We start from the raw sequence: 24,916 nt of genomic DNA on the forward strand, positions 1-24,916 counted from the left end.
CGGGACACCGCGCGGATCGACGGCGGACGAGGGACGAATGACGCAGAGCACGGTCGGGCAGGTGGCCCGGCGCCCGCGCTGGATCGCCGCGCTGGCGCTCGCGCTCCTGATCGCCGGGCTCTTCGCCGCCCTCGGGCAGTGGCAGGTCGGCCGCGCGGTCGAGGCCGCGGCTCCCGACTCCGGAGTGTCGGAGACGACGCTCCCGCTCGGCGAGGTCGCGACCCCCTCCCGCTCGATCACGGCGACCGCCGACGGCCAGCGCGTGGACGGCTCGTCCGTCCTCGTGCCGGGCGGGGCCGAGATCCTCGGCGGCCGCCTGAACGGCGAGCAGCCGGGCTGGTGGGTCATCGCCCGCACGCGCACCGCCGACGCCGACCTCGTGCTCGCCTACGGCTGGACGCAGGACGAGGCGCAGGCGCAGTCCGTCGCGGACGCGCTGAACAGCGGGAGCGAGCAGGCGCCCTCCTCCTTCACCGGCCGCCTCGTGGCCAACGAGGCCGCGGAGGCGCCGGCGGAGGGCCTGGATCCCGCGACCCTCACCGCGCTCTCCGTCCCGGCGCTGATCAACCGCTGGCCGGATCCGCCGCAGGACGTCTACGAGGGCTACGTGGTCGTCGACGAGCCGGTCGCCGGCCTCGAGGCCATCGACTCCCCGGCGCGCGTGAGCGACGTCTCGCTGAACTGGCTCAACGTCTTCTACGCGATCGAGTGGGTCGTCTTCGCCGGCTTCGCCCTCTACCTCTGGTTCCGCCTCGTCAAGGACGCGTGGGAGCGCGAGGCGGAGGAGGCGCTCGACGCCGAGGAGCGCGCCCGCGCCGACCTGGGCGACCGGGCCGAGGCCCCCGCCCCCGCACCGTAAACTGGTCGCCATGCCCCTCGAGCCCAAGCCCGCGCAGTTCCCTGCGATCCGGAGCGCACTGCGCTTCTACCGGGTGACCTCGATCATCACCGGCGTGATGCTGCTCCTGCTCTGCGCGGAGATGCTGCTCAAGTACGTCTTCCACCTCGAGCTGTTCGCCTTCGGCCAGCAGGGCGTCCTGCACTTCGCTCCGATGTACGAGGTGCCCGGAGGCGAGTTCAAGTCCAGCGGCACCGGGGCGAACCTGTCCACCGGCATCCTGATCGCGCACGGCTGGTTCTACGTCGTCTACCTCTTCGCCGACTTCCGCCTGTGGAGCCTCATGCGCTGGCCGTTCACGCGCTTCGTGCTCATCGCGCTCGGCGGCGTGGTGCCCACCCTCTCCTTCTTCGTCGAGACCCGCATCGCCCGCGAGGTCGAGCAGTACCTCGAGCGCCGGACCGCCGGCACCGACCCGAAGACCCCGACCGACTCCGTGGAGGCCCCCCATTAGCGAGCAGCCCACCGCTCCCCAGCCGCACCTGGCCGCGCAGCCCGTCCTCGTCGTCGACTTCGGCGCGCAGTACGCGCAGCTGATCGCCCGCCGGGTCCGCGAGGCGAACGTCTACTCCGAGATCGTGCCCTCGAACGCCACGGCCGCCGAGATCGCCGCGAAGTCGCCCGTCGGCATCATCCTCTCGGGCGGCCCCTCCAGCGTGTACGAGGAGGGCGCTCCGCAGCTCGATCCCGCGATCTTCGACCTCGGCGTCCCGGTCCTGGGCATCTGCTACGGCTTCCAGGTGATGGCGAAGACGCTCGGCGGCGAGGTCGCCAACACGGGGCTGCGCGAGTACGGAGCGACCGACGCCGCCCTCTCGACCGACGGCGGCGTGCTCCTCGGCGAGCAGCCCGCCGACCAGACGGTGTGGATGAGCCACGGCGACTCGGTCGCACAGGCGCCCGCGGGCTTCGAGGTCCTCGCCTCCACGAGCTCCACCCCGGTCGCCGCCTTCGGCAACGACGAGCGCCGCCTCTACGGCGTGCAGTGGCACCCCGAGGTCAAGCACTCCGCCTACGGCCAGGCCGTGATCGAGAACTTCCTCCACCGCGCCGCGGGCATCCCGGCCGACTGGAACTCCTCCAACGTGATCGACGACCAGGTCGCCGTGATCCGCGAGCAGGTCGGCACCGGCCGCGTCATCTGCGGCCTGTCCGGCGGAGTCGACTCCGCCGTCGCCGCCGCGATCGTGCACCGCGCCATCGGCGACCAGCTCACCTGCGTCTTCGTCGACCACGGACTCCTCCGCAAGGACGAGCGCCGCCAGGTCGAGGAGGACTACGTCGCCGCGACCGGCGTCCGCCTGGTCACCGTCGACGCGCGCGAGCAGTTCCTCGACGCGCTCGCCGGCGTCAGCGACCCGGAGCAGAAGCGCAAGATCATCGGCCGCGAGTTCATCCGCACCTTCGAGGCCGCCGCCGAAGCGCTCGTGCTCGAAGCGCAGGGCGAGGGCGAGACGATCGACTTCCTCGTCCAGGGCACGCTCTACCCCGACGTCGTCGAATCCGGCGGCGGCACCGGCACCGCCAACATCAAGTCCCACCACAACGTCGGCGGACTCCCCGAGGACCTGCAGTTCGCGCTCGTCGAGCCGCTCCGCACCCTCTTCAAGGACGAGGTCCGCGCGATCGGCCGCGAGCTCGGCCTCCCCGAGGCCATCGTCGGCCGCCAGCCCTTCCCCGGCCCCGGCCTGGGCATCCGCATCGTCGGCGAGGTCACCCAGGAGCGGCTCGATCTGCTGCAGGACGCCGACGCCATCGTCCGCGCCGAGCTCACCGCCGCCGGCCTCGACACCGAGATCTGGCAGTGCCCCGTCGTCCTCCTCGCCGACGTCCGCTCGGTCGGCGTCCAGGGCGACGGCCGCACCTACGGCCACCCGATCGTCCTGCGTCCCGTCTCCTCCGAGGACGCGATGACCGCCGACTGGACCCGCCTGCCCTACGACCTCCTCGCCCGCATCTCCAACCGCATCACCAATGAGGTGAGCGGCGTGAACCGGGTGGTGCTGGATGTGACCTCCAAGCCCCCCGGCACCATCGAGTGGGAGTGATTCCGCGGGTCTCCGCACGGTCATCTGCGGCGTTGTCGGCGGTTGCGATACCTCCGGTATCGCGCCCTTCTCCGCCTTGCAGCTGGCCGCGCGGAGACCCGCGGAACGTCAGGAACGGCTCCCTTCGAGGGGGCCGTTCCTCGTTGTGGGGAGGGTGTGGGGGAGCGAGCCCCTGCGGGGCCGTTCCCGGGGTGCGGGTGGTGGGGAACGAGCCCCTGCGGGGCCGTTCCCGGTGCAGGCGCAGGCGGCCGGCGCGCGAGCGCGGGTCAGGCGGGGGTGTCGAGGACGCCGATGAAGCGGGTGCCGATGCCGTCGTACTCGTCGCGGCGGTGGCCCTCGGGGTGGTGCGGCCAGGAGGCGGGGGAATGGTCCTCGCAGACGAGGAACGTGAACTCGGGCCACCACTTCTTCGGGCGGGCGGCCTCGGAGCGGCCGCAGACGGCGCAGTCGAGAGTCACCCACACGGGGCGCCTGCCCGTGCGGTTCGCCCGCGACTGGACGAGCCAGGCGGGCGGATCCTGCTCGAGGGCAGTGAGCTCCTCCTCCGACAGGCGGGTGGGGATACCGTGCCGCGTCGCCATCTCGAGGGGGATGTCGAGGCGCTGAGCGGCCTCGCGACGCGTGATCATCCGGCCACCCTAACCCAGCGCCGCACGCGGACCCCGAGGCCGCAGCGACGCGCGCGCGAGCAGCCACTCCAGCGGGCCCTGCCCCACGAGCCGCCGCCAGAGGAGAGCGGCGACGATCGAGCCGACCACGAAGACGCCGAGCAGCGCCCAGCTGCGCCACGCCTCGAAGTCGAACGGCTCGAACGGGACGAGGTACACCGCCAGCGCCACGAGCTGCAGCGAGTAGATCGTCAACGGCATCGCACCGACGGCCGCGATCGGAGTCGCCGCACGCGCCAGGAGCGGCAGCCGCTGCAGCAGAGCCGTCAGCGCGCCGAGGACGACGCAGGCGACCCCGCCCGCCCCGAGCAGCTCGGCGGTGGTGCTGGCGTGCGCCTCCACCGCCTCCGGCCCCCCGAGCAGCAGCCCGCCGCCGTAGCCGAGCACGGCCGAGACGGCGCCGCAGACGACGACCCAGCGCTGGGTGGTCGCGGACCGGATGTCGCAGCGCGCGATCAGGAGGCCGAGGACCACGTACGCCACCCACGACGGCACCGGGTAGTACTGGGTGAGCCAGGTGAGGGGCTGCGCGGCCAGGAGCGCCTCGTCGGGCGACAGGGTCGAGAGCCAGGAGCCGCCGGCGCTCGTCAGCGCGTCGACCGCGAGGGGCCCGGCGATCGCGGCGACCGCGACCAGCACGGCGAGGACCGCCCGCGGCAGGAAGAGCAGCAGCGCCGCGACGAGGAACATCACTCCGTAGTGCGGGAGGATCACCGCGATCGGCGTCCCGAGCAGCGTCAGGGCGACGCCGATGACGAGCAGGTACAGCCCGCGGAGCAGGATCGACCCCGTGTCGTGCCAGGGCCGCGAGGAGCGCTGCGCACCGCCCGTCATCAGCCCGATCGACACTCCCGCCAGCACGGCGAAGAGGACGGAGCTGCGGCCGTTCCAGAGCATCTCGCTCGCGACGGGGGCGAGGTGGGCGGCGAACATGCCCAGAACGGCCAGGCCGCGTGCGACGTCCAGGCCGACGATCCGGGAGTCTGCGGCGCTCATCGCTCCATCGTGCCAGGCGCTCCCGGCAGAGCACCGGGAACGGCGGGGGCCGTTAACGACGACGGGCGCCCGACCCGGAGGTCGAGCGCCCGTCGGACGTGGTGCGCCGTGCTACTCGCGGAAGATCGCGACGAGGCGCAGCAGCTCCAGGTACATCCAGACGACGGTGACCAGGATGCCGTAGGCGCCGGTCCAGCCGTAGATGCGGGGGAGGCGGTTGCGCACGCCCTGCTGGATGAACTCGAAGTCCATCACGAGCGAGTACGTGGCGAGCGCGACGGCGATGAGGCCGATCACGATGCCGATGAAGCCGGTGCGGAGACCGAAGCCGCCGCCGACGCCGAAGAGGCCGAGGCCCAGGTTCACCAGCGAGAACACCGCGTAGCTGATCATGCCGATGAAGAAGATCTTGTTGAGCTTCGGCGAGGTGCGGATCTTGCCGTTCATGAACAGCGCCAGGGTGACGCCGATCACGATGACGGTCGCCATGAGGGCCTGGACGACCGCTCCGGCGTACGCGCTCTCGAAGAATCTCGAGATCGCACCGACCGCGATGCCCTGGGTCGCGGCGTAGCCGAGGATCAGGGCGGGCGACGGCTGCTTCTTGAAGGCGTTGACGATGCCCAGCACCAGTGCGACGAGCACGGCGGGGAGCATCAGACCCGGGACGAACCAGCCGACGGCCGCACCCGCGAGGAGCACGACGAAGGCGAGGGCGGTCTTGGCGAGGGTGTCCTCGACGGTCATCCGGTCGGTCTCGACGGAGCCGGCGGCCGGACGGGAGTACATCTGGTCGAGCGTGCCGGGGGAGACGTCCGGGAGGTCCTGCACGCGGCCGGCGTAGCCGCGGTTGCTGAACTCCGGGCGTCCGAAGGCCGGATTGTTGCTTGCCATGGTTCCTCTTCTCTCAGGTGCGCTGGTCTCCGAGGGAACTCGCGGATCTGAGTCGCTGTGGGTGCGGGGTGCGCCGCGGATCCGAGAGGACTGCGACGATGGACACCACCATATCTGAGAGCACCTCTCAGAGTCTGGCTGTTCTCTTCGAGCGGACCTCGACTCCGCTGCGAGCCGCGCAGTGCCGCCCGTAGGATCGCGGCATGCCCGCGCGCCAGTCACCGCTCGTCATCGGCCACCGCGGAGCGAGCGGCTACCGGCCGGAGCACACCCGCTCCGCCTACGAGCTGGCGATCGCGCTGGGCGCCGATGCGCTGGAGCCCGATCTGGTGGCGACCCGCGACGGCGTGCTCGTCCTGCGCCACGAGAACGAGATCTCCGGCACGACGGACGTCGAGAAGCGCCCGGAGTTCGCCGCGCGTCGCACCACGAAGCGGATCGACGGCCGCGACATCACCGGCTGGTTCACCGAGGACTTCACCTGGGACGAGCTGTCGGAGCTGCGGGCCCGCGAGCGGCTGCCGGCCGTGCGCGGCTCCAGCGCCACGTTCGACGGGCAGTTCCCGCTGCTGCGCTTCAGCGAGCTGCTGGCGCTGCTGGACCGGGCGGCGGAGGACGATCCGCTCGCTCCGCCGGGGCTCGTCGCCGAGATCAAGCACGCGACGCACTTCGCCGGGATCGGGCTGCCGCTGGACGTGCTGCTGCGCGAGGAGCTCGCCGCCGCGGGCTGGGGTCCGCGTGATCCGCGGCTCACGATCGAGAGCTTCGAGAAGACCGTCCTGGAGCGGCTCGGGGTGAGCGGTGTCGACACCCGCCGGATCTACCTGCTCGAGTCGCGCGGCGCCCCGCCCGACCTCGTGGCCGCCCACGGCTCCGACGCGGCCCCCTACTCCGCCTTCACCACGCCCGCGGGACTGCGGAACCTCGCCGGCGTGGTCGACGGCATCAGCGTCGACAAGAGCATGCTCTTCTCCCGGGACGCGGCCGGCCGGGCGACGGGGACCGGTCCGCTCGTCGAGCACGCCCACGCGGCCGGGCTCGAGGTCTACTGCTGGACGCTGCGCGCGGAGAACCGCTTCCTCGAGAAGGTGCACCGGCGCGGGAAGGACCCGGCGGAGTACGGCGGCTGGCAGGAGGAGTTCGCGATGATCCTCCGCTCGGGAGTCGACGGCGTCTTCGCCGACCAGCCCGATCTGGCGATCGAGGCGCGGGCTGCCGAGCAGGAGCGCCTGCTCCGCGGCTGACCGGTCCGGCGATCGGGCGCTCCTCCGGCGCGTGCCGAGCGGACGCGGAGGCTGCGCTGGCATCATCGGCTCACCACCGCCCGCCCGACCCTCGAGAGGAGGCCCCGTGTCCACCCGTGAGCGCATCACCCGCCGCTGGATCACCACCGCCGTCCTCGCCGTGATCGGCGTCGCCGCCGTGTACTGGCTCGCCGTGCTCACCCCACAGGGCCAGGGCGTCGAGAACTCGGGGCTCCGAGGCGCCGACCTCGTCTTCGGCCGGGCCACCGGCGCCGCCGCCGGGGCGCTCGCGGACGTCACCCCGCTCTCCATGGTCGTCGGCGCCCTGCTCGTCGCGGCGATCGCGCTGATCCGGCGGCGCCCGGCGCTGGCCGTCGCCTCCGTCGGCTCGATCGTCGTCACGGCCGGGCTCACCCAGCTGCTCAAGAACGTGGTCCTCGAGCGGCCCGAGCTGGTCGACACCGACTCCTGGTACACCGGCGGCAGCTTCCCGAGCGGGCACACCGCGGCGGCCGTCTCGGTCGTCTTCGCCCTGGCGATGGTCGTTCCCGGGCGGGCGCGGACCGTCGTGCTCGCGCTGGGCGGCGCGGTCGTGGTGCTGGTCGGCAACCTGACGATGGCCGCGTCCTGGCATCGGGCGAGCGACGTCCTGGGGGCCGACCTCGTCGCGCTGGCCTCCGCCTCCGTCGCCTGCGCGTGGCTGACCACCAGGGCCCAGGTGGGCCGAGCGCCGAAGAGGCCCGCGCGGCGCGGCGTGAACCGCCTGCTCCTCGTGTGCTCCGTGATCGTGGTGGTGCTCCTCGCGGCGCTCGCCGTCCAGGGCATCCAGTACTACCCCGACGACACCAAGGACCTCACCGCGTTCGCCCTCCTGCAGCTCCTGGCGGTGTCGACGTCGGCGCTCGCCGTGCTCGGCTTCTCCCTCGCGTGGCGCGGACTGGACGTCGGCGGGGCGCTCACCTCGCCCGCGCCGCGTCAGCGGACCGCCTGACCGCTCCCGGTGTCGGAGGGGCGATCTACACTCGGAGGGACATGAGCTTCCTCTTCGATCCGAGCGACTCCCGCGCCACCCCGGTCATCGTCGGTCCCCCCGGCGGCCCCGGGGACGCGCCCCGCACCGACCCGGCGCACGAGCAGCTCGTCGCGGGTCTGAACCCCCAGCAGCGCGAGGCCGTCGAGTACCGCGGAGACGCGCTGCTCATCGTCGCGGGGGCCGGCTCGGGCAAGACCAGCGTCCTCACCCGGCGCATCGCGAGCCTCCTGGGCAACGGCGAGGCCTGGCCGAGCCAGATCCTCGCGATCACGTTCACCAACAAGGCCGCGGCCGAGATGCGCGAGCGCGTCGAGAAGCTGGTGGGGCAGAGCGCCGAGGGGATGTGGATCTCGACCTTCCACTCCGCGTGCGTGCGGATCCTGCGCCGAGAGGCCGAGAACTTCGGCATGACCAGGTCGTTCACGATCTACGACTCGGGCGATCAGCGCGCGCTGCTCAAGCGCATCGTGAAGGACCTCGAGGCCGACTCGCTCGGGATCACCGTCGCGAGCGCCTCCGCGAAGATCTCCAAGCTCAAGAACGAGCTCGCCGACGTCGACTCCTACGCCCGGACCGCGAACCTCAGCGATCCCAACGAGGAGATGTTCCTCCAGGTCTTCCGGGCCTACTCGCGGGCCCTCGAGGGGGCGAACGCGTTCGACTTCGACGACCTGATCGCGCAGACCGTCTACCTCTTCCGCGCCTTCCCGCACGTCGCCGCGAAGTACCAGCGGCGCTTCCGCCACGTGCTGGTCGACGAGTACCAGGACACGAACCACGCCCAGTACTCGCTGATCCACGAGCTGACCCGGCCCGTGCCGCCGGCGACGATGGCGGCGGCGCGGTTCGACCGTCCCTACCGCGGGCCGGTCACGGCCGACGGCTCGATCCCGGGGGCCTCGCTCACCGTCGTCGGCGACTCGGACCAGTCCATCTACGCGTTCCGCGGCGCCGACATCCGCAACATCGTCGAGTTCGAGCGCGACTTCCCGGGCTGCCGGGTGATCCTGCTCGAGCAGAACTACCGCTCGACGCAGAACATCCTCTCGGCGGCCAACGCCGTGATCTCGAACAACTTCGACCGCCGCGCGAAGAACCTCTGGTCCTCCAGCGGTGACGGGGAGAAGATCGTCGGCTACACCGGGTACTCGGGTCACGACGAGGCGCAGTTCGTGGTCGACGAGATCGCACGCCTGCACGCTGCGGGCACCGGCTACGACGAGATCGCGGTCTTCTACCGCACCAACGCCCAGACCCGGGCACTGGAGGAGATCTTCATCCGCTCCGCGCTGCCCTACCGGATCCTGGGCGGCACGAAGTTCTACGAGCGCGCCGAGATCAAGGACGCCCTGGCGTACCTGATCACGGTGGCGAACCCGGCCGACGTTCTCGCGCTGCGGCGCATCATGAACACCCCGAAGCGCGGCATCGGCCCCGCGACGGAGGCGCAGCTGCAGTCGTTCGCCGACACCAACGCGGTGACACTGCGCGAGGCGATGCGCAACGCCGGCTCGCTGGGGATGGGCCCGAAGGTGACGAAGGCGATCGTCGACCTCGCGACCCTCCTCGACGAGTGCGCCCTGATGCTCGACCCCGCGCGGGAGGGCGGCGAGGCGAAGGTGCACGAGGTGCTGACGGCGCTGCTCACCCGCAGCGGCTACCTCGACATGCTCCGTTCCAGTCGCGACCCGCAGGACGAGGCACGCGCCGAGAACGTCGACGAGCTCGTCGCCGTCACGAAGGAGTTCGCCCGCAACAACCCGGACGGCGGACTGGTCGACTTCCTCACCGAGGTCTCGCTGGTCGCCGCGGCCGACGACCTCGACGACGACTCCGGCACCGTCTCGCTGATGACCCTGCACACGGCGAAGGGCCTCGAGTACGACGCAGTGTTCCTCACCGGGATCGAGGAGGACCTGCTCCCGCACCGCATCTCGGCGAACGAGCCCGGCGGACCGGCCGAGGAGCGGCGGCTGTTCTACGTGGGGATCACCCGGGCCCGCAAGCGCCTCTACCTCTCGCTCGCGATGACCCGGGCGCAGTACGGCGAGACCTCGGTCGCGATGCCGAGCCGGTTCCTGCAGGAGATCCCGGGCGAGCTGATCCAGTGGCGCCAGTCGCCCGGTGCGGCGACCTCGCGCGGCGGCACGCAGCCCCGGGCCCTGAACGCGCAGCGGCCCGGCTTCGGCCGGTCGCGCTCGAACACCGAGTTCCGGGAGGCGCTCGCCGCGGCGCCGAAGGCCAAGGGCGAGTTCCCGAACCGGATCACCGGCATGGTGCGCGACAACGGCGACCTGGAGCTGATCGCGGGCGACCGCATCCGGCACACCGACTTCGGCGAGGGGCGCGTGAACGCGGTGACGGGCGAGGGCTCGAAGCGCGTGGCGCACGTGCTCTTCGACCAGGTGGGTGCGAAGAAGCTGCTGATCAAGGTCGCGCCGATCGAGAAGATCTAGCCCGGTGGCGGGCGGCTCGGCGGCCGCACGGCTCGCGACGGAGGTGTTCTCCCCGGCGGTCCTCGCGGTGCTCGTGCCGGTCGTGGTCGGCGCGCGCGTCGCGGATCCGCCCCTGCTCGGCGTCGCCTGGGGAGCGCTCGCGGCGCTCTTCGTCGGCGTGGTGCCCTACCTGGTCATCCGCCTGCTGATGCGCACCGGCCGGATCCACGGCGACCACCACGTGCCGGACCGGCGCGAGCGAGCTCTGCCGATCGCGCTGGCGCTGGTGTCGATCGCGGTCGGCCTGGTGCTGCTCGCCGTGCTCGGCGCTCCCGCCGCGGTGACCACGTTCGGCGTGGTGACGGTGGCCGTGGTGCTCGCCGTCGGCGTGGTCAACCTGGTCTGGAAGCTGTCCGGGCACGCGGCGGTGGTCGCCACGTGCGCGGTCGTCGTGCTGATCGCGTACGGACCGATCTCGCTCCTCGTCAGCGTGCCGATCGTGCTGTGGGTGCTCTGGTCGAGGGTGCGCCTCGGCGCGCACACGCCCGCCCAGGTCGTCGCGGGGGCCGTGGTCGGCACGGTCCTCGCCTCCGCCGTATGGTCGCTGCTCGGCTGAGTCCGACCCGCTCCTCGAGGAGGACCTGCTCGAGGAACGGCCGCGGCGGGACCGCTCAGTCGCAGGCGATGCCGTCGCCGTCGCGATCGAGGTCGTAGACGTCGCTTCCGATCACGGTCACGGGGCCGGAGACGTACGAGGGGCCGTTGCCGGATCCGCCGGCGCAGTCGACGTCGGAGTCGATCGGCACGCAGGCGCCCGAGTAGTTCGGGTCGCATCCCGCCGCCTCCTCGACCTCCGGTTCCGGTGCCGGAGCAGGCGGCGGAACGCGCACGCCGGTGCGAGTGACGTCGTCGATCGGAGCGGTGGTCATCGTCTCCGACACCGTCGAGCGCGAGACCTCGACGCCGTCGTGCTGGACGACCTCCACGGTGCGGGTGAGGACGCCGTCTGCACCCGGGACGACGCTCACGACCCCGAGATCGGCGGCAAGGTCGTCCTCGCTCCTGCTCCCGCGCGGGACCGGGGAGGTCTCGGTGACCGTCGTCGTCGTGACGACGACCGTGGGAGTGGGAGTCGGAGTGGGCGTCGGAAGGGTGGTGCGGGCCGGAGAGGCGGTCCGCTCGGGAACCGGCGTCGCGCTCGCGGTGGTGGCCGCGACAGGCGCCTCCGCGAGCGGTGTCGGGGCGGTCGCACCATAAGCGCTCGACGAGATCAGCAGTGCGGCGAGAGCGCCTGCCGCGACGATCCCGCCAGTGCGCCGCTCCCCCGACAGCCCGAGCCAGCTCGGACGACCCAGGACCACCGCGTACACGCCGGTAATGAGCGCGATGAGGGCGACGAGGACCGCGGCCGACCAGAACCCTCCCGAGAGCAGACCCACGAGAGCGGCGAACGCCGTCGCTCCGGCCCCGATCCACTGGAGCGGAGTCAGCCGGAGCCGGGTCAGTCGGAGCGAGCCGAGGCGGAGCGGCCTGCGGTCGGTGCCTCGGCGGGCAGTGGGCAGCGGGAGCAGGGAGCGGCGGGGCACGGGTCTTCCTCATGATCGGACGGGAGCGCCCCAGCCTCGACGCTTAGGACTCGATGTCCAATACCCCAGAACGGGGAGGACGCCCGCATCCGACACCGGCGCGGTCCCCCCCGAGAGCTCTTGCGAGATGCCACGTGAGTACGCGACACGCCGTAGCGGGCGTACTCACGTGGCATCTCGCGGAAGGAGTCAGCCGGCGTACCGCGTGACGAGCTCCCGCTTCAGGACCTTGCCGCTGGGTCCCAGGGGCAGCGCGTCGACGAACTCGACGCGGCGGGGGAACTTGAACGCGGCCAGGTGCTCGTTCGCGTAGGCGATCAGCTCCTCGGCGGTGGCGGTCGCCGACGGGGCGAGGATCACCGCGGCCATCACCTCCTGGCCGTGGCGCTCGTCCGGGATCCCGAAGACCGCCGCGTTCTGCACGGCCGGGTGCCCGATCAGCACCTCCTCGACCTCGCGCGGGTACACGTTGTAGCCGTTGCGGATGATCATGTCCTTCGTGCGGTCGAGGATGCGGATGTAGTCCTCCTCGTCCTTCGTGCCCAGGTCTCCGGTGCGGAACCAGCCGTCGATCACCGCCTCCGCGGTCGCCGCCGGGTTGCCGAGGTAGCCCTTCATCAGGTTGTGCCCGCGCACCACGATCTCGCCGAGCTCGCCCCGGGGGACCAGCTCGACGCGGTCGGTCACGTCGGGGCGCGCGACCTCGACCTCGACGCCCCAGATCGGCGTGCCGACCGTGCCCGGCCGCGGCGGGACTCCGACGTGATTGAAGGTGGCGACAGGGGAGGTCTCGGTGAGTCCGTAGCCCTCGTAGATCTCGACCCCGAACACCTCCCGGAAGCGCTCGATCACGGCGACGGGCAGGGCGGCGCCTCCCGAGACCGCGTAGCGCAGCGGCGGCCGGTCCTCGCGCCGGGTCGCGGCGTCGAGCAGGGCGACGTACATCGTGGGCACGCCCTCGAACACCGTGCAGCCGTGGGCGATCATCGCCTCGAGGGCGGCGTCGCCGTCGAACTTCGGCACCAGGACGACCGTCGCGGCGGTGCGGAAGGCCGTGTTCATCGCGCAGACCTGCCCGAACGTGTGGAAGAGCGGCAGCGCCCCGAGCACCACGTCGCCGCGGTGCAGGTCGAACGTGTTCATCAGCAGCACGTCCGACTGCGAGACGATCGCGAAGTGCGTCCCCTCCGCCCCCTTCGGGCGGCCGGTGGTGCCGCTGGTGTAGAGGATCGTCGCCGTGTCGGAGGGGGAGCGGGGCACGTAGCCGTCGATCGGCGAGGCCTCCGCGGCGAGGTCCTCCAGGCGCGGAAGGGGCGAGGCCGTGCCGTCGGGCACCATCACGCTCAGCACGGGGACGCCGGCGAGGTCCGCTCCTGCGGCCCCCTCGGCGAGCAGCGGGGCGGCGCACACGAGCGCGACGGATCCGGAGTCGCGGAGGACGTAGGCGATCTCGTCGTGCTTGAGCAGGGCGTGCACCGGGACCACCACGGCGCCGAGCGCGAGGACGGCGAAGTAGCCGCGAGGGAAGTCGGGGACGTTCGGGACGAGAAGGGCCACGCGGTCGCCCGGGCCGATGCCCCGGGCGCGGAGGGCTCCTGCGTAGGCCCGGGTCTGCCGCCAGAGGGTCGCGTAGTCGACGGCCTGCTCGCCCACGCGGATCGCGATCGTGTCGGGAGTTCGCCGCGCCGCCTCCGCCAGGATGGCCGCGACGGAGAGGGTGCCGAAGCCGGCGGCGGACGGGGGAGCGGCGGGGGCCTCGGCCGTGCGGGGTTCGGTGATGCTCATCAAGGCTCCAGTCGTCGTTGACCGCCGCGGCGGATGCCGGGTGATCCACCGTAGATCCGGCGGGGGGCCGCGTCGAGCGATCCGCACCGGATGTTCAGCACGGGCGGGCGGGGAGTGCGCATCCCGGCGCCGAGCGGAAGGGGGTGCGGGAGGCGCGGGCGGCTGCCTACAGTCGGACTGCTGCGGCCCGGTTCCGCGGGTCGGACGACGGGAGGCGCGATGCGCGGCGAGGCGACGCTCTACACGGACGCGGTGGTGACGGCTCCGTTCGCCCTCGCGGTGATCGCGGAGGCGACCGGCTCGCGCGTGGTCGGTTCCCGGACCGCGGACGCGCACGTGCCGCTCTACAGCGGCCCGACGAGCGCGCGGGTCGAGATCGCGGGGTTCGGCGACAGCGTGCCGGTCACCGTCGACGTGCGCGACGAGCGCGGGATCGACGAGGCGCGGGCGGCCGCTCAGGCGCTCGGGCTGGAGCTCGCCGCCTACGCGGGCTGGGAGGTCGTCGCCGGCTTCTGAGCGTCGCGGCGGACCCGGGCGAGGGAGAAGCGGCTGGGCGCCGTCCTCACGCTCGCGGGAAGGAGGCGGTAGACGGCGAAGGTGCGCGAGAGCGCCCGCTCGAACCGCGCCTCCTGCCGCGGGGTCCAGCGGAAGCCGAACGGCTCGCGGAGCGCCGCCGGGAGCAGGCCGGCGGTCATCAGGCGGAGGTAGGGGCCGAGCGGGCGCAGGTACCAGGCGGCGATGCTCGGGCCCAGGAGGTCGTGGGCGACGCGGAAGGCGGCGGGCGTGACCTCGAGGCGCTCCAGCTCCCGCTCCCAGTAGGCGTCGAACGCGGTGCGGGAGTCGGGCCAGAGCTCCGCGGGCATCTGCAGAGCGGCGCCGACGACGACGGAGCGGCGCACGATGTCGTCCGCCTCCTCCTCGCTCAGCGCGCCGAAGGCGCCCTCGTAGAGCTGCAGCATCGACTGGGTGAGCGTCGCGGCGACCCAGCGCTGCAGCTCCGGGTCGAAGGCGGTGTACCCGGGGCCGCGGACGGGCACGTGCGCCCTGTTCACCCGGCGGCGGACGGCGCGGACGTCCTCCGGAGTGCCGTAGTGGAGGACGTAGAGGTAGGAGAGCGTCCCGTGCAGGCGGTTCACGGCCCGGTGCACGAAGTCGGAGTGGTCGGCGACGCCCTGCCCGACCGCCGGGTGCGCGATCTGGAGGAGGATCGCGCGCGCCCCCGCCAGCAGGAACACGCCCTCGCGGAAGACGTCCGGAGTGCGGGAGGCCGACGACATGGCTCCACGCTACGCGGGAGCGGAGGGCGGAGGAGGAGCCGGTGCCGCCCGGCGGGCGTCCGACGGGCGCGGAGCGGGCGCACGGGAAGCCCCCGGCGGGTGCGGAGTAGACTCGGCGCGGCCCAGGGACAGTGCCGAGACTCCGGCGTCGTCCGGGCCACCTCGAACTCGAAACGCAAGCGCGCTCGGCGCGGAATGGGAATGCAGCGTGGATCTCTTCGAATACCAGGCCCGTGATCTGTTCGAGAAGTACGGCGTCCCCGTGCTCCCGGGCATCGTCGCCGACACGCCGGAGGAGGTGCGCGCCGCGGCGGAGAAGCTCGGCGGCGTCACCGTCGTCAAGGCGCAGGTCAAGATCGGCGGCCGCGGCAAGGCGGGCGGCGTGAAGGTCGCGAAGACCCCCGAGGACGCGTTCGCCGCGGCGCAGTCGATCCTCGGCCTCGACATCAAGGGCCACGTCGTCAAGCGCGTCATGGTCGCCGGTGGTGCGCGCATCGACCGCGAGTTCTACTTCTCGGTGCTGCTCGACCGGGCCAACCGCTCCTACCTCTCGCTCACCTCCTACGAGGGCGGCATGGAGATCGAGCAGCTCGCCGTCGAGCGCCCCGACGCCCTCGCGCGCGTCGAGGTCGTCCCCGGCCAGGGCATCGACCAGGCCAAGGCCGAGGAGATCGCCCGCGCGGCGAAGTTCCCGGAGGAGCTGATCGCCAAGGTCGCGCCCGTCCTGGTGAAGCTCTACGACGTCTACACCGGCGAGGACGCCACGCTCGTCGAGGTGAACCCGCTCGTGCTCACCGAGGAGGGCGACATCGTCGCGCTCGACGGCAAGGTCTCGCTCGACGAGAACGCCGGCTTCCGCCACGCGGACCACGCCGCGCTCGAGGACAAGGACGCCGCCGACCCGCTCGAGGCGAAGGCCAAGGAGAACGACCTCAACTACGTGAAGCTCGACGGCGAGGTCGGCATCATCGGCAACGGCGCGGGCCTTGTCATGTCGACCCTCGACGTCGTCGCCTACGCCGGAGAGAGGCACAACGGCGTGAAGCCGGCCAACTTCCTCGACATCGGCGGTGGAGCCTCCGCCCAGGTGATGGCGAACGGCCTCGACGTGATCCTCGGCGACGAGCAGGTCAAGAGCGTCTTCGTCAACGTCTTCGGCGGCATCACCGCGTGCGACGCGGTCGCCAACGGCATCCTCCAGGCGCTCGAGATCCTCGGCGACTCGGCCACCAAGCCGCTCGTCGTCCGCCTCGACGGCAACAAGGTCGAGGAGGGCCGCGCGATCCTCCAGGCCGCCGCCAACCCGCTCATCACGCTCGCCGCGACCATGGACGAGGGCGCCGACAAGGCCGCCGCCCTCGCCGCCGCGTAACGGACCCGACGACTCAAGGAATCAGAGAACAAGCATGTCGATCTTCCTCACCAAGGACTCCAAGGTCATCGTCCAGGGCATCACCGGCGGCGAGGGCACCAAGCACACCGCGCTGATGCTCAAGGCCGGCACGAACGTGGTCGGCGGCGTCAACGCCCGCAAGGCCGGCACGACCGTCACCCACGGCGACGTCGAGCTCCCCGTCTTCGGCACCGTGAAGGAGGCGATGGAGGCCACCGGCGCCGACGTCTCCATCGCGTTCGTGCCGCCCGCCTTCTCGAAGGACGCCGTCATCGAGGCGATCGACGCCGAGATCGGCCTCCTCGTCGTCATCACCGAGGGCATCCCGGTGCAGGACTCCGCGGAGTTCTGGGCGTACGCGCAGGAGAAGGGGAACAAGACCCGGATCATCGGCCCGAACTGCCCCGGCATCATCACGCCGGGCGAGTCGCTCGTGGGCATCACGCCCGCGACGATCACCGGCAAGGGCCCCATCGGTCTCGTCTCCAAGTCGGGCACCCTGACCTACCAGATGATGTACGAGCTCCGCGACCTCGGCTTCTCGACCGCCATCGGCATCGGCGGCGACCCGATCATCGGCACGACGCACATCGACGCGCTCGCCGCGTTCGAGGCCGACCCCGAGACGAAGGCGATCGTGATGATCGGCGAGATCGGCGGCGACGCCGAGGAGCGCGCCGCGGACTTCATCAAGGCGAACGTCACGAAGCCCGTCGTCGGCTACGTCGCGGGCTTCACCGCCCCCGAGGGCAAGACGATGGGCCACGCCGGCGCCATCGTCTCCGGCTCGGCCGGGACCGCGCAGGCCAAGAAGGAGGCCCTCGAGGCCGCGGGCGTGAAGGTCGGCAAGACGCCGTCCGAGACGGCCGCCCTGCTCCGCGAGGTCTACGCGGCGCTCTAGCGCCCGTCCTCCCCGCACCACCGTCGGAACGGACGGCGCCCCTGCTCCGGCGGGCGGCGCCGTCCGTTCCGTCGTCGGGGCGGGTCCGGCCGGAGTAGCGTCGCAGCGTGACCCGCCGCCTCGGACTGGACCTGCTGACCTTCGTGCCGTACCCGGAGGGCCCCGAGCAGCCGGGCGACGCCGCGCGGAGCCTCGAGGACGGGCTCGCCCTGCTCGAGCTCGCCGAGGAGCTCGGCTACGGCACCGGCTGGGTCCGCGTGCGGCACTTCGAGCGCTACCTGGCGTCTCCGCTGACCTTCTTCGCGGCCGCCTCCCAGCGGACCCGCCGCCTCCGCCTCGGGACCGCGGTCATCGGCGCCCGGTACGAGTCGCCCGTGCGCCTCGCCGAGGACGCCGCGACCGTGGACCTGCTCTCGGGCGGACGCCTCGACCTCGGTGTCAGCAGCGGCTTCGCGCACCTCGCCTCCGTGTTCGACGGGGTGTTCGGTCAGGCCGAGCGCGACTTCCGCGAGGAGGCGCAGGAGCGCATCGCACGGCTCCGCGAGGCGCTCTCGGGCGCCGTGCTCGGTGTCGCGGAGTCGGCGCTGATGTCGGTCCCGGTCGGCGCTCCGCTCATCCAGCAGCCGCATGCTCCAGGCCTGGCCGACCGGCTCTGGTACGGGGCGGGAACGGTGTCCTCCGCGGTCCGGGCGGGCGAGCAGGGCATGCACCTGCAGGTGTCCACGCTCAACACGGAGGAGACGGGCCTGCCGTTCGCCGAGCAGCAGGCCGTGCAGATCCGCGCCTACCGCGAGGCCTTCGCCGCCGCGCACCCGGGGCGCACATCGAGGGTGACGGCGGGCCGCATCGTGCTGCCGCTGCTGGACACCGCCGACGAGGAGGCGCACCGCCCCTTCATCGAGGGCTACCTCGCGCGGATGGACGACGAGGGCCGCCCCCGCACGGCCGACCGGTCGATCATCGCCGCCCCGATGCGCTTCAGCCCCCTCCACAGCGGGAGCCCGGAGCAGATCGTCGCGTCGCTCGCCGCGGATCCCGCGCTCGCCGAAGCGGACGCGCTCACGGTGACGCTCCCGGCGGTCGGCGGAGTGGAGTCGCACCGGCGCATTTTGCGCGCCGTCGCCGAGCGCATCGCCCCGCAGCTGGGCTGGACGCCCGGGGCCTGAGGATCAGCGCCGCGCGAGCAGCACCAGGACGGGCCGCTGCAGCAGGAGCAGGAGCAGCCACCAGAGCCCGACGGACGGGATCAGCAGCGCCAGCGCCAGCGCGACGAGGAGCAGCGCGAAGGGCAGCAGAGCGGGCGCGAGCGGCAGAGGTCCCGCGCCGGGCCGCCTCAGCTCCGGGTGCCGGGAGAGGCGCAGCTCGATCAGGACCAGCGCTCCGCTCATCGCCGCCATCGTGCCGATGTAGAGCCCGATCGTCGCCCGGGAGTCCGGGAAGAGCGCCAGCGCGCTCGTCGAGAACGGGAAGAACGCCAGCGCGGCCAGCCAGAGCAGGTCCAGCCACACCAGAGCGCCGTCGTAGTCCCCGGCGATCTCGAAGACGCGGTGATGGGGGATCCAGAAGACGGCGATGATCGCGAAGGAGAGCGCGAAGGCGAGGACCGAGTCCAGGTGCTCCGCGAGCAGCGCCGGGACTCCGCCGCCCTCCCGGGCGATCTCGGGAGCCAGCTGCACCAGCGGCAGGACGAGGACGGTGATGGCGATGGCGGCGGTCGCGTCCGAGAAGTTGACGAGCCGGTCGAGCCCGCGCTCCGTCCGGCGGTGGGCCGCTCGTGCCCCGAGGTGCCCGCGGTGCACCAGGCGCTCGATCGGACCCGAGAGCAGGAGCAGCAGGAGCGCGAACATGTTGACGGCCGGCACCGCGACGGCGAGCACGAGGGCCGCGAGGAGGACGCCGATCACGATCAGCGATCTCGAGAGGGAGCGCCGCGGCTCCGCCCCCGGGGCCAGGAGATCAGGATCGCGGCGCACGATGAGCTGCATCGCCAGGGTCGCCGCGCTCGCCGCGATCATCGTGCCGATGTAGAGCGCGATGACGCTGCCGTCGGTGTCGAGCACGTTCGAGATCAGGTTCGCCGCGAAGGGGAGCAGGACGACCGCGGCCAGCCAGACGAAGTTCGCGACGACGAGCGCGGGCGAGTAGCGGGCCACGCCCTCGAAGACGGAGTGGTGGACCGTCCAGAGCCGCCCGATCACGGCGAACGTGATGAAGAAGGCGGAGAGGGTGCCGTAGTGCCCGGTGAGCAGGGCCCCCAGATCCGCCGCGCGTCCCTCCTCGACCACGTCGACCAGGGGGAGGACGAGGAACGTGATGGCGATGGCGACGACGGCGTCGGAGAAGTTCACGAGGCGGTCCAGGCCGCGCTCCGTCCGTGCGTCCGAGGTCCGCGTCATGGCTCCGACACTAGAGGGCCGGGCGGCGCGCCCCTGACCCGCCTCCGAGCGCGCCGCCGCTAGGCTCGTCAGGCCCATGAACCGGATCACCGTCGCCCTCCTCGCCGCCTTCGACGCCGCGCTGTCGGCGCTGATCGGGATCGCGATCCCGCTCGTCCCGCTGACCGTCCTCTGGGCCGTGCAGTACGACACGACGGTCGACTTCGGCGTGTTCTGGCGGGTCGCCGCCGACGCCTGGCTGCTCGGCCACGGGGCCGACCTGCAGGCGGCGCTGGCCCCCGACTCCGCTCTCGCCGTCGCGCTGCCCGGAGGCGCTGACGCCTTCCCGGTGACGATCGCCCCGCTGGCGTTCGCGCTCCTCACCGTGCTGCTCGGTGCGCGCACCGGCCGCCGCGCCCAGGAGTCGCCGTTCCGGGCCATCGGCGTTCTCGTCGCGATCGCGACCTACCTGGCGATCGCCCTCCTGGTCTCCCTGGGGTCCGCGGACCCGGCCGCCGCCGTCGATCCTTTGCAGGGGACGCTGCTGCCGCCGCTCGTCTTCGCGCTGGGGGTGCTCGTCGGAGCAGCGCTCCACTCCGCCCGCAGCGACGAGGCCGACCCCCTCGGCGAGCTGGCCGCCTCCGCGCTCGACCGCGTCCCCGCGCCGGGGCCCGGGCTCGTCCTCGCTTCACTGCGCGGGGGAGCGCTCGCCGCGGCCGGAGTGGTCGGAGCGGCGGCGGTGCTCGTCGCCGTGCTGCTGGTCGTGCACTACACCTCGGTCGTCGCGCTCTACGAGAGCCTCGGCGCCGAAGCGCTCGGCGGGCTGGCCCTCACCCTCGGGCAGCTGGCGTTCCTCCCGAACCTGGTGATCTGGGCGGCGAGCTGGCTGATCGGCCCGGGCTTCGCCCTCGGCACCGGCTCGTCCGTGAGCGCGGCAGGGACCCTGCTCGGACCGATCCCGTCGATCCCGGTCCTCGCCGCACTGCCCGCAGGGGACTCGGCCTTCGGGTTCCTCGGACTGCTCGTGCCGCTGCTCGCCGGGTTCGCCGCGGGATGGCGGCTGCGCCGCAGCGTGATCGAGGTGCTCGACGGCCGCCCGCTGCTGCGCTGGGGCGCCGCCGCGGCCGGCGGGATCGGCGTGGTCGGCGGCCTGCTGCTCGGGCTCCTCGCCTGGTTCTCGGCGGGCGCCGCAGGTCCGGGCCGACTCGCGCAGGTGGGCCCGGACCCGCTGGTGGTCGGGGCGGTCGCCGCGCTCGAGCTCGCTCTGGCCGCGGGCCTGGGCCTCGCCGCGGGCCGCAGCCGACGCGGCTGACGCCGGCGGAGGCGTCCCCCTAGACTTGCGCAGTGCTGAAGTTGGTCGTGCTCCTCTCCGGCGGCGGATCGAACCTCCGCGCCCTGCTGGACGCCACCGGCGACGAGGGCTTCCCCGCCCGCATCGTCGCGGTCGGCAGCGACACGGCCGCCGAGGGCTTCCGCCACGCCGAGGAGCGCGGGGTGCCCGCCTTCACGGTCGCGCCGCGCGACTTCGCCTCCCGCGACGAGTGGGGCGCCGCCCTGCTCGACCGCATCCAGGAGTGGGAGCCCGACCTCGTCGTCTGCGCGGGCTTCATGCGCATCCTGCCGCCCGTCGTGGTCGACGCGCTCAGCCCGCGGATGATCAACACCCACCCCGCCCTGCTGCCCCTCTTCCCCGGCGCCCACGCCGTCCGCGACGCCCTCGCCGCCGGCGCGACCGAGACCGGCGTCACCGTGCACGTGATCGACACCGGCGTCGACACGGGCCCGGTCATCGCCCAGGAGAGCCTCGCCGTGCTCCCCGGCGAGAGCGAGGACGCGCTGCACGAGCGCATCAAGACCATCGAGCGTCGCCTGCTGGTGCAGACGGTGCTCGACATCGCCCACGGAACCGTCGACCTCGAGGAGCTCGCCCGCGCATGAGCATCACCGCCCACGACCCCAGCAGCTACGACGACCGCGACCGGGTCCCCGTCCGCCGGGCGCTCATCTCGGTCAGCGACAAGACCGGCCTGCTCGAGCTCGGAGCGGCGCTCGCCGCGGCCGGCGTCGAGCTCGTCTCCACCGGCTCGACCGCCGCCACCCTCCGCGGCGCCGGCCACGAGGTCACCGACGTCTCGGCCGTCACCGGGTTCCCCGAGTCGCTCGACGGCCGCGTGAAGACGCTGCACCCGGCCGTGCACGCGGGCATCCTCGCCGACCTGCGGCTCGCCTCGCACCGCGAGCAGCTGGAGGAGCTCGACATCGCCGCGTTCGAGCTGGTCGTGGTGAACCTGTACCCGTTCCGCGAGACCGTCGCAGGCGGCGCCGACGCGGCGACCGTGGTCGAGAACATCGACATCGGGGGCCCGGCCCTCGTCCGCGCCTCCGCGAAGAACCACGCGAACGTCGCGATCGTCGTCGACCCGGCCGACTACTCCGGGATCGCGACCGCCCTCGCCGACGGTGGCACGACGCTGGCCGCGCGACGCACCCTGGCGGCCCGCGCCTTCGCGCACACGGCCTCCTACGACTCCGCCGTCGCCGCCTGGTTCGCCGGGCAGGAGGCGGCCGAGGGCGTCGAGGGCTCCGTCGAGATCCGCGGGACCCTGCAGCAGGTCCTCCGCTACGGCGAGAACTCGCACCAGAAGGCGGCCCTCTACGTCTCGCCCGACGGCACCGGCATCGCGCAGGCGACACAGCTGCACGGCAAGGAGATGTCCTACAACAACTACGTCGACGCCGACGCGGCCGTCCGCGCGGCCTACGACTTCGTGCTGCCCGCCGTGGCGATCATCAAGCACGCGAACCCCTGCGGCATCGCGATCGCGAGCTCGAAGGCGATCGACCCCATCGCCTCCGCCCACCGCCGGGCCCACGAGTGCGACCCGGTGTCCGCGTTCGGAGGCGTGATCGCCGCGAACCGGCCCGTCACCCTCGCCATGGCCGAGACGGTGAAGGAGATCTTCACCGAGGTGCTCGTCGCCCCCGGCTTCGAGCCCGAGGCGCTCGAGGTGCTGAAGACGAAGAAGAACCTGCGCCTTTTGCAGCTCCCCGACTTCTACGCCCCCGTCGAGCGCGAGTTCAAGCAGATCTCCGGCGGCCTGCTGCTGCAGGAGCCGGACCGCTTCGTCGGCGGACCCGGCGAGGTGAGCTCCGGCTGGCAGCTCGTCGCCGGCGAGCCCGCCGACGCCGACACGATGCTCGACCTCGAGTTCGCGTGGAAGGCGTGCCGCGCCGTCAAGTCGAACGCGATCCTCCTCGCCAAGGGCGGCGCCTCCGTCGGCGTCGGCATGGGCCAGGTCAACCGCGTCGACTCCTGCCACCTCGCCGTCACCCGGGCCGGCGACCGCGCCCCCGGCTCCGTCGCCGCCTCCGACGCGTTCTTCCCCTTCGCCGACGGCCTCGAGGTGCTCCTCGCCGCCGGCGTGAAGGCCGTCGTCCAGCCCGGCGGCTCCGTCCGCGACGCCGAGGTCATCGACGCGGCCGCCCGCGCCGGCGTCACGATGTACACGACGGGGGAGCGGCACTTCTTTCACTGAGTGACGGGCGCGAAGCGCCCGTCACTCAGTGGGTGCTTGTCTTCCCGGCCGCTCCCCGCGCGGCCGGGCGCGGTCGGCTTCGCGACGGGGTGCGTTCCATGGAGCGGGTCGCGTCGCGGGTCGCAGGAATCGCTGGGCACGCGATTCCCGCTGAACCGGCTCTGCCGTGCGGTGGGCGTCTTCCCGGCCGCTCCCCGCGCGGCCGGGCGCGGTCGGCTTCGCGACGGGGTGCGTTCCATGGAGCGGGTCGCGTCGCGGGTCGCGGGAATCGCTGGGCACGCGATTCCCGCTGAACCGGCTCTGCCGTGCGGTGGGCGTCTTCCCGGCCGCTCCCTGCGCGGCGGGGCGCGGTCGGCTTCGCGACGGGGTGCGTTCCATGGAGCGGGTCGCGTCGCCGGTCGCGGGAATCGCTGGGCACGCGATCCACGCTGAGCCCTCTGCCTCGTGGGGGCGGCTCTTAGGCGGCTGCTAGGAGATCGACAGGCGGGGCGCGGACGGGGGCGCGTAGGGTCACCGGGTGCCTTCCGACTCGACGCCCGCGTCCACTCCCGACACCCCGACCGCTGCGACCGCGATCGCTCCTGACCGGGGCCGCGCGCCCGGGACGGGCCGCCGGATCCTCGTCGCGCTGCTCGCCGCCGCGGCGACCGCGCTCGTGGCGCACCTCGCCAACCTGCTGGCCTTCTTCATCGGCAACCAGCTGCAGCCCGGCTCCATCCCGCAGGTCAACGCCTACTTCCTGCTCTCGAGCGTGCTCGGCTTCGTGGTCGTCCTCGCCCTCGCCGTCGCGGGGACGCTCGGCCGCACCTGGACCGCCGCCCTCGCCGGACTCGTCGCGGGCGTGGTCGGAGCCGTGTTCGGCACGCTCGTCCAGGCGAGCGCCACCGGCGAGGCCGTCACGGGCGCCGTCTGGGCCTCCATCTTCCAGACCTTCGCCGGGCTCAACCTCGTCTTCCTGCTCGCGTTCACCGTCTCGGCGGCGAGCGTCGGCCGCGCGCTCTGGAACCGCCTCCGCACCACGGACGCGCCGGCCGTCGTCGTCCCCGACCGCCGCATCGCGATCGTCCGGGCCCCGGCCGCCGACCTCTCGTCGGGCGAGCTCACCCACCTCGAACGCGTCCCCGTCGACCAGCAGCGCGCGCAGCAGCAGTGGGAGGCGTACGTCGACCTGCTCGAGCGGGCCGGCTGGGAGACGGTCGAGGCCGCGCCGGCGCCCGGCCTCGCCGACTCCGTCTTCCTCGAGGACGCGGTCGTCGTGTTCGGCGACCACGCCGTGATCACCCGCTCCGGAGCGGAGTCCCGCCGCGACGAGACCGAGGGTGCGGAGGAGGCCGTCCGCGCCCTCGGCCTCACGGTCGACCGCATCCAGGAGCCGGCCACCCTCGACGGCGGCGACGTGCTGAAGGTCGGATCGACGGTCTACGTCGGCCGGGGAGGCCGCACCGACGCAGCGGGGGTCGCCCAGCTGCGGACGATCCTCCGCCCCCGCGGGTACGACGTCGTCGCGGTGCCGCTGACGAAGGTGCTGCACCTCAAGAGCGCCGTGACCGCTCTGCCCGACGGCACGGTCATCGGCTGGGAGCCGGTCGTCGACGAGCCGCGCCTGTTCCCCTCCTTCCTGCCGATGCCGGAGGAGCCGGGCGCCCACGTGGTCGTCCTCGACGACGACACCCTCCTGATGGCGGCCTCCGCTCCCCGGAGCGCCGAGCTGCTGCGGAGCCTGGGCTACCGCGTCCTCACCGTGGACATCTCGGAGTTCGAGAAGCTCGAGGGCTGCGTCACCTGCCTCTCGGTCCGCGTCCGCTGACGGCCGAGGCGGGGGAGCCGCCGGATCGCGGCGGCCGCTG

At 72.8% G+C, this 24,916-nt stretch carries 22 protein-coding genes; 15 read left to right on the forward strand and 7 right to left on the reverse strand.

What is annotated here, in order from left to right; genetic code table 11:
• Window positions 1–37 precede the first annotated feature (37 nt).
• Genes C5D44_RS10545 through guaA form a run of 3 tightly spaced genes read left to right on the forward strand, consistent with a single transcriptional unit; the run spans window position 38 to window position 2,946 of the window.
• Window positions 38–859 (forward strand): SURF1 family cytochrome oxidase biogenesis protein, encoded by an 822-nt coding sequence (locus C5D44_RS10545; RefSeq protein WP_104281632.1) that lies wholly within the window; start codon window positions 38–40, stop codon window positions 857–859.
• Between the two features lie 10 nt (window positions 860–869).
• Window positions 870–1,352 carry a DUF3817 domain-containing protein gene (locus C5D44_RS10550; protein WP_104274234.1) on the forward strand — a complete coding sequence of 161 codons (483 nt, stop codon included), beginning with the start codon at window positions 870–872 and terminating at the stop codon, window positions 1,350–1,352.
• Between the two features lie 28 nt (window positions 1,353–1,380).
• Entirely contained in the window at window positions 1,381–2,946 is a 1,566-nt protein-coding gene (guaA, locus tag C5D44_RS10555) for a glutamine-hydrolyzing GMP synthase (RefSeq protein ID WP_104281633.1), read from the forward strand.
• Window positions 2,947–3,212: 266 nt separating this feature from the next.
• On the opposite strand, the gene C5D44_RS10560 is transcribed toward guaA, so the two are convergent.
• The 3 genes from C5D44_RS10560 to C5D44_RS10570 form a co-directional block, all read right to left on the reverse strand.
• A complete protein-coding gene (locus tag C5D44_RS10560; RefSeq protein ID WP_104276922.1) occupies window positions 3,213–3,575 on the reverse strand; it encodes a DUF5997 family protein in 363 nt (120 codons plus the stop codon).
• 9 nt (window positions 3,576–3,584) lie between these two features.
• Window positions 3,585–4,610 (reverse strand): DUF418 domain-containing protein, encoded by a 1,026-nt coding sequence (locus C5D44_RS10565; protein ID WP_104281634.1) that lies wholly within the window; start codon window positions 4,608–4,610, stop codon window positions 3,585–3,587.
• A 111-nt stretch (window positions 4,611–4,721) separates the two neighbouring features.
• Entirely contained in the window at window positions 4,722–5,504 is a 783-nt protein-coding gene (locus C5D44_RS10570) for a Bax inhibitor-1/YccA family protein (RefSeq protein ID WP_104276924.1), read from the reverse strand.
• A 203-nt stretch (window positions 5,505–5,707) separates the two neighbouring features.
• Here C5D44_RS10570 and C5D44_RS10575 point away from each other — a divergent pair, with 203 nt between their 5' ends.
• The 4 genes from C5D44_RS10575 (at window position 5,708) to C5D44_RS10590 (ending at window position 10,832) form a co-directional block, all read left to right on the forward strand.
• Window positions 5,708–6,748, forward strand: coding sequence for a glycerophosphodiester phosphodiesterase family protein (locus C5D44_RS10575; protein ID WP_104281635.1), 1,041 nt, complete (start codon window positions 5,708–5,710; stop codon window positions 6,746–6,748).
• Window positions 6,749–6,854: 106 nt separating this feature from the next.
• Window positions 6,855–7,739, forward strand: coding sequence for a phosphatase PAP2 family protein (locus C5D44_RS10580; RefSeq protein ID WP_104276926.1), 885 nt, complete (start codon window positions 6,855–6,857; stop codon window positions 7,737–7,739).
• A 41-nt stretch (window positions 7,740–7,780) separates the two neighbouring features.
• Window positions 7,781–10,237: an ATP-dependent helicase gene (locus C5D44_RS10585; RefSeq protein ID WP_104281636.1), complete on the forward strand. Its 2,457-nt coding sequence runs from the start codon at window positions 7,781–7,783 to the stop codon at window positions 10,235–10,237.
• Window positions 10,238–10,241: 4 nt separating this feature from the next.
• Window positions 10,242–10,832, forward strand: a complete 591-nt coding sequence (locus C5D44_RS10590; protein WP_104281637.1) for a phosphatase PAP2 family protein — start codon at window positions 10,242–10,244, stop codon at window positions 10,830–10,832.
• A gap of 55 nt (window positions 10,833–10,887) precedes the next feature.
• Here the strand turns inward: C5D44_RS10590 and C5D44_RS10595 are convergent, their stop codons facing one another.
• Window positions 10,888–11,802, reverse strand: a complete 915-nt coding sequence (locus C5D44_RS10595) for a G5 domain-containing protein (RefSeq protein ID WP_146088031.1) — start codon at window positions 11,800–11,802, stop codon at window positions 10,888–10,890.
• Window positions 11,803–11,991: 189 nt separating this feature from the next.
• Window positions 11,992–13,587, reverse strand: a complete 1,596-nt coding sequence (locus tag C5D44_RS10600) for a long-chain fatty acid--CoA ligase (RefSeq protein WP_104281638.1) — start codon at window positions 13,585–13,587, stop codon at window positions 11,992–11,994.
• A gap of 219 nt (window positions 13,588–13,806) precedes the next feature.
• Here C5D44_RS10600 and C5D44_RS10605 point away from each other — a divergent pair, with 219 nt between their 5' ends.
• Complete coding sequence (locus tag C5D44_RS10605; RefSeq protein ID WP_104276930.1) at window positions 13,807–14,103, forward strand: hypothetical protein; 297 nt, start codon at window positions 13,807–13,809, stop codon at window positions 14,101–14,103.
• Here C5D44_RS10605 and C5D44_RS10610 read toward each other — a convergent pair.
• Window positions 14,070–14,864: an oxygenase MpaB family protein gene (locus C5D44_RS10610; RefSeq protein WP_104281639.1), complete on the reverse strand. Its 795-nt coding sequence runs from the start codon at window positions 14,862–14,864 to the stop codon at window positions 14,070–14,072. The two genes, C5D44_RS10605 and C5D44_RS10610, sit on opposite strands and share 34 nt — an antisense overlap.
• A 208-nt stretch (window positions 14,865–15,072) precedes the next feature.
• Here C5D44_RS10610 and sucC point away from each other — a divergent pair, with 208 nt between their 5' ends.
• The 3 genes from sucC (at window position 15,073) to C5D44_RS10625 (ending at window position 18,324) form a co-directional block, all read left to right on the forward strand.
• Window positions 15,073–16,236: an ADP-forming succinate--CoA ligase subunit beta gene (sucC, locus tag C5D44_RS10615; RefSeq protein ID WP_104276932.1), complete on the forward strand. Its 1,164-nt coding sequence runs from the start codon at window positions 15,073–15,075 to the stop codon at window positions 16,234–16,236.
• Between the two features lie 34 nt (window positions 16,237–16,270).
• Window positions 16,271–17,158 (forward strand): succinate--CoA ligase subunit alpha, encoded by an 888-nt coding sequence (gene sucD, locus C5D44_RS10620; RefSeq protein ID WP_104224929.1) that lies wholly within the window; start codon window positions 16,271–16,273, stop codon window positions 17,156–17,158.
• Window positions 17,159–17,265: 107 nt separating this feature from the next.
• Window positions 17,266–18,324: an LLM class flavin-dependent oxidoreductase gene (locus C5D44_RS10625; protein WP_104281640.1), complete on the forward strand. Its 1,059-nt coding sequence runs from the start codon at window positions 17,266–17,268 to the stop codon at window positions 18,322–18,324.
• 3 nt (window positions 18,325–18,327) lie between these two features.
• Here C5D44_RS10625 and C5D44_RS10630 read toward each other — a convergent pair whose 3' ends face one another.
• Window positions 18,328–19,554, reverse strand: a complete 1,227-nt coding sequence (locus tag C5D44_RS10630) for a TMEM175 family protein (protein WP_181118492.1) — start codon at window positions 19,552–19,554, stop codon at window positions 18,328–18,330.
• 76 nt (window positions 19,555–19,630) lie between these two features.
• Between C5D44_RS10630 and C5D44_RS10635 the strand changes: the two genes are divergently transcribed.
• The 4 genes from C5D44_RS10635 (at window position 19,631) to ddaH (ending at window position 24,876) form a co-directional block, all read left to right on the forward strand.
• Window positions 19,631–20,845 carry a DUF6350 family protein gene (locus C5D44_RS10635; RefSeq protein WP_104281642.1) on the forward strand — a complete coding sequence of 405 codons (1,215 nt, stop codon included), beginning with the start codon at window positions 19,631–19,633 and terminating at the stop codon, window positions 20,843–20,845.
• Between the two features lie 32 nt (window positions 20,846–20,877).
• Window positions 20,878–21,471: a phosphoribosylglycinamide formyltransferase gene (gene purN / locus C5D44_RS10640; RefSeq protein ID WP_104276936.1), complete on the forward strand. Its 594-nt coding sequence runs from the start codon at window positions 20,878–20,880 to the stop codon at window positions 21,469–21,471.
• Window positions 21,468–23,069, forward strand: coding sequence for a bifunctional phosphoribosylaminoimidazolecarboxamide formyltransferase/IMP cyclohydrolase (gene purH / locus C5D44_RS10645; RefSeq protein ID WP_104281643.1), 1,602 nt, complete (start codon window positions 21,468–21,470; stop codon window positions 23,067–23,069). The genes purN and purH overlap by 4 nt, the downstream gene beginning before the upstream one ends.
• Before the next feature lie 517 nt (window positions 23,070–23,586).
• Window positions 23,587–24,876: a dimethylargininase gene (ddaH, locus tag C5D44_RS18645; protein ID WP_308471646.1), complete on the forward strand. Its 1,290-nt coding sequence runs from the start codon at window positions 23,587–23,589 to the stop codon at window positions 24,874–24,876.
• Window positions 24,877–24,916 lie beyond the last annotated feature (40 nt).

The organism is Rathayibacter sp. AY1B5, assembly GCF_002932795.1.
Taxonomy (GTDB): Bacteria; Actinomycetota; Actinomycetes; order Actinomycetales; family Microbacteriaceae; genus Rathayibacter.

Excerpts from the sequence above, each read along its gene's own strand:
- purH (WP_104281643.1), top strand. The coding sequence starts at position 21,468 with ATGAGCATCACCGCCCACGACCCCAGCAGCTACGACGACCGCGACCGG.
- C5D44_RS10600 (WP_104281638.1), bottom strand. The coding sequence starts at position 13,587 with ATGAGCATCACCGAACCCCGCACGGCCGAGGCCCCCGCCGCTCCCCCG.
- C5D44_RS10545 (WP_104281632.1), top strand. The coding sequence starts at position 38 with ATGACGCAGAGCACGGTCGGGCAGGTGGCCCGGCGCCCGCGCTGGATC.
- C5D44_RS10560 (WP_104276922.1), bottom strand. The coding sequence starts at position 3,575 with ATGATCACGCGTCGCGAGGCCGCTCAGCGCCTCGACATCCCCCTCGAG.
- C5D44_RS10565 (WP_104281634.1), bottom strand. The coding sequence starts at position 4,610 with ATGAGCGCCGCAGACTCCCGGATCGTCGGCCTGGACGTCGCACGCGGC.
- C5D44_RS10550 (WP_104274234.1), top strand. The coding sequence starts at position 870 with ATGCCCCTCGAGCCCAAGCCCGCGCAGTTCCCTGCGATCCGGAGCGCA.
- C5D44_RS10605 (WP_104276930.1), top strand. The coding sequence starts at position 13,807 with ATGCGCGGCGAGGCGACGCTCTACACGGACGCGGTGGTGACGGCTCCG.
- C5D44_RS10610 (WP_104281639.1), bottom strand. The coding sequence starts at position 14,864 with ATGTCGTCGGCCTCCCGCACTCCGGACGTCTTCCGCGAGGGCGTGTTC.
- C5D44_RS10630 (WP_181118492.1), bottom strand. The coding sequence starts at position 19,554 with ATGACGCGGACCTCGGACGCACGGACGGAGCGCGGCCTGGACCGCCTC.
- C5D44_RS10570 (WP_104276924.1), bottom strand. The coding sequence starts at position 5,504 with ATGGCAAGCAACAATCCGGCCTTCGGACGCCCGGAGTTCAGCAACCGC.
- sucD (WP_104224929.1), top strand. The coding sequence starts at position 16,271 with ATGTCGATCTTCCTCACCAAGGACTCCAAGGTCATCGTCCAGGGCATC.
- C5D44_RS10585 (WP_104281636.1), top strand. The coding sequence starts at position 7,781 with ATGAGCTTCCTCTTCGATCCGAGCGACTCCCGCGCCACCCCGGTCATC.
- C5D44_RS10635 (WP_104281642.1), top strand. The coding sequence starts at position 19,631 with ATGAACCGGATCACCGTCGCCCTCCTCGCCGCCTTCGACGCCGCGCTG.
- C5D44_RS10575 (WP_104281635.1), top strand. The coding sequence starts at position 5,708 with ATGCCCGCGCGCCAGTCACCGCTCGTCATCGGCCACCGCGGAGCGAGC.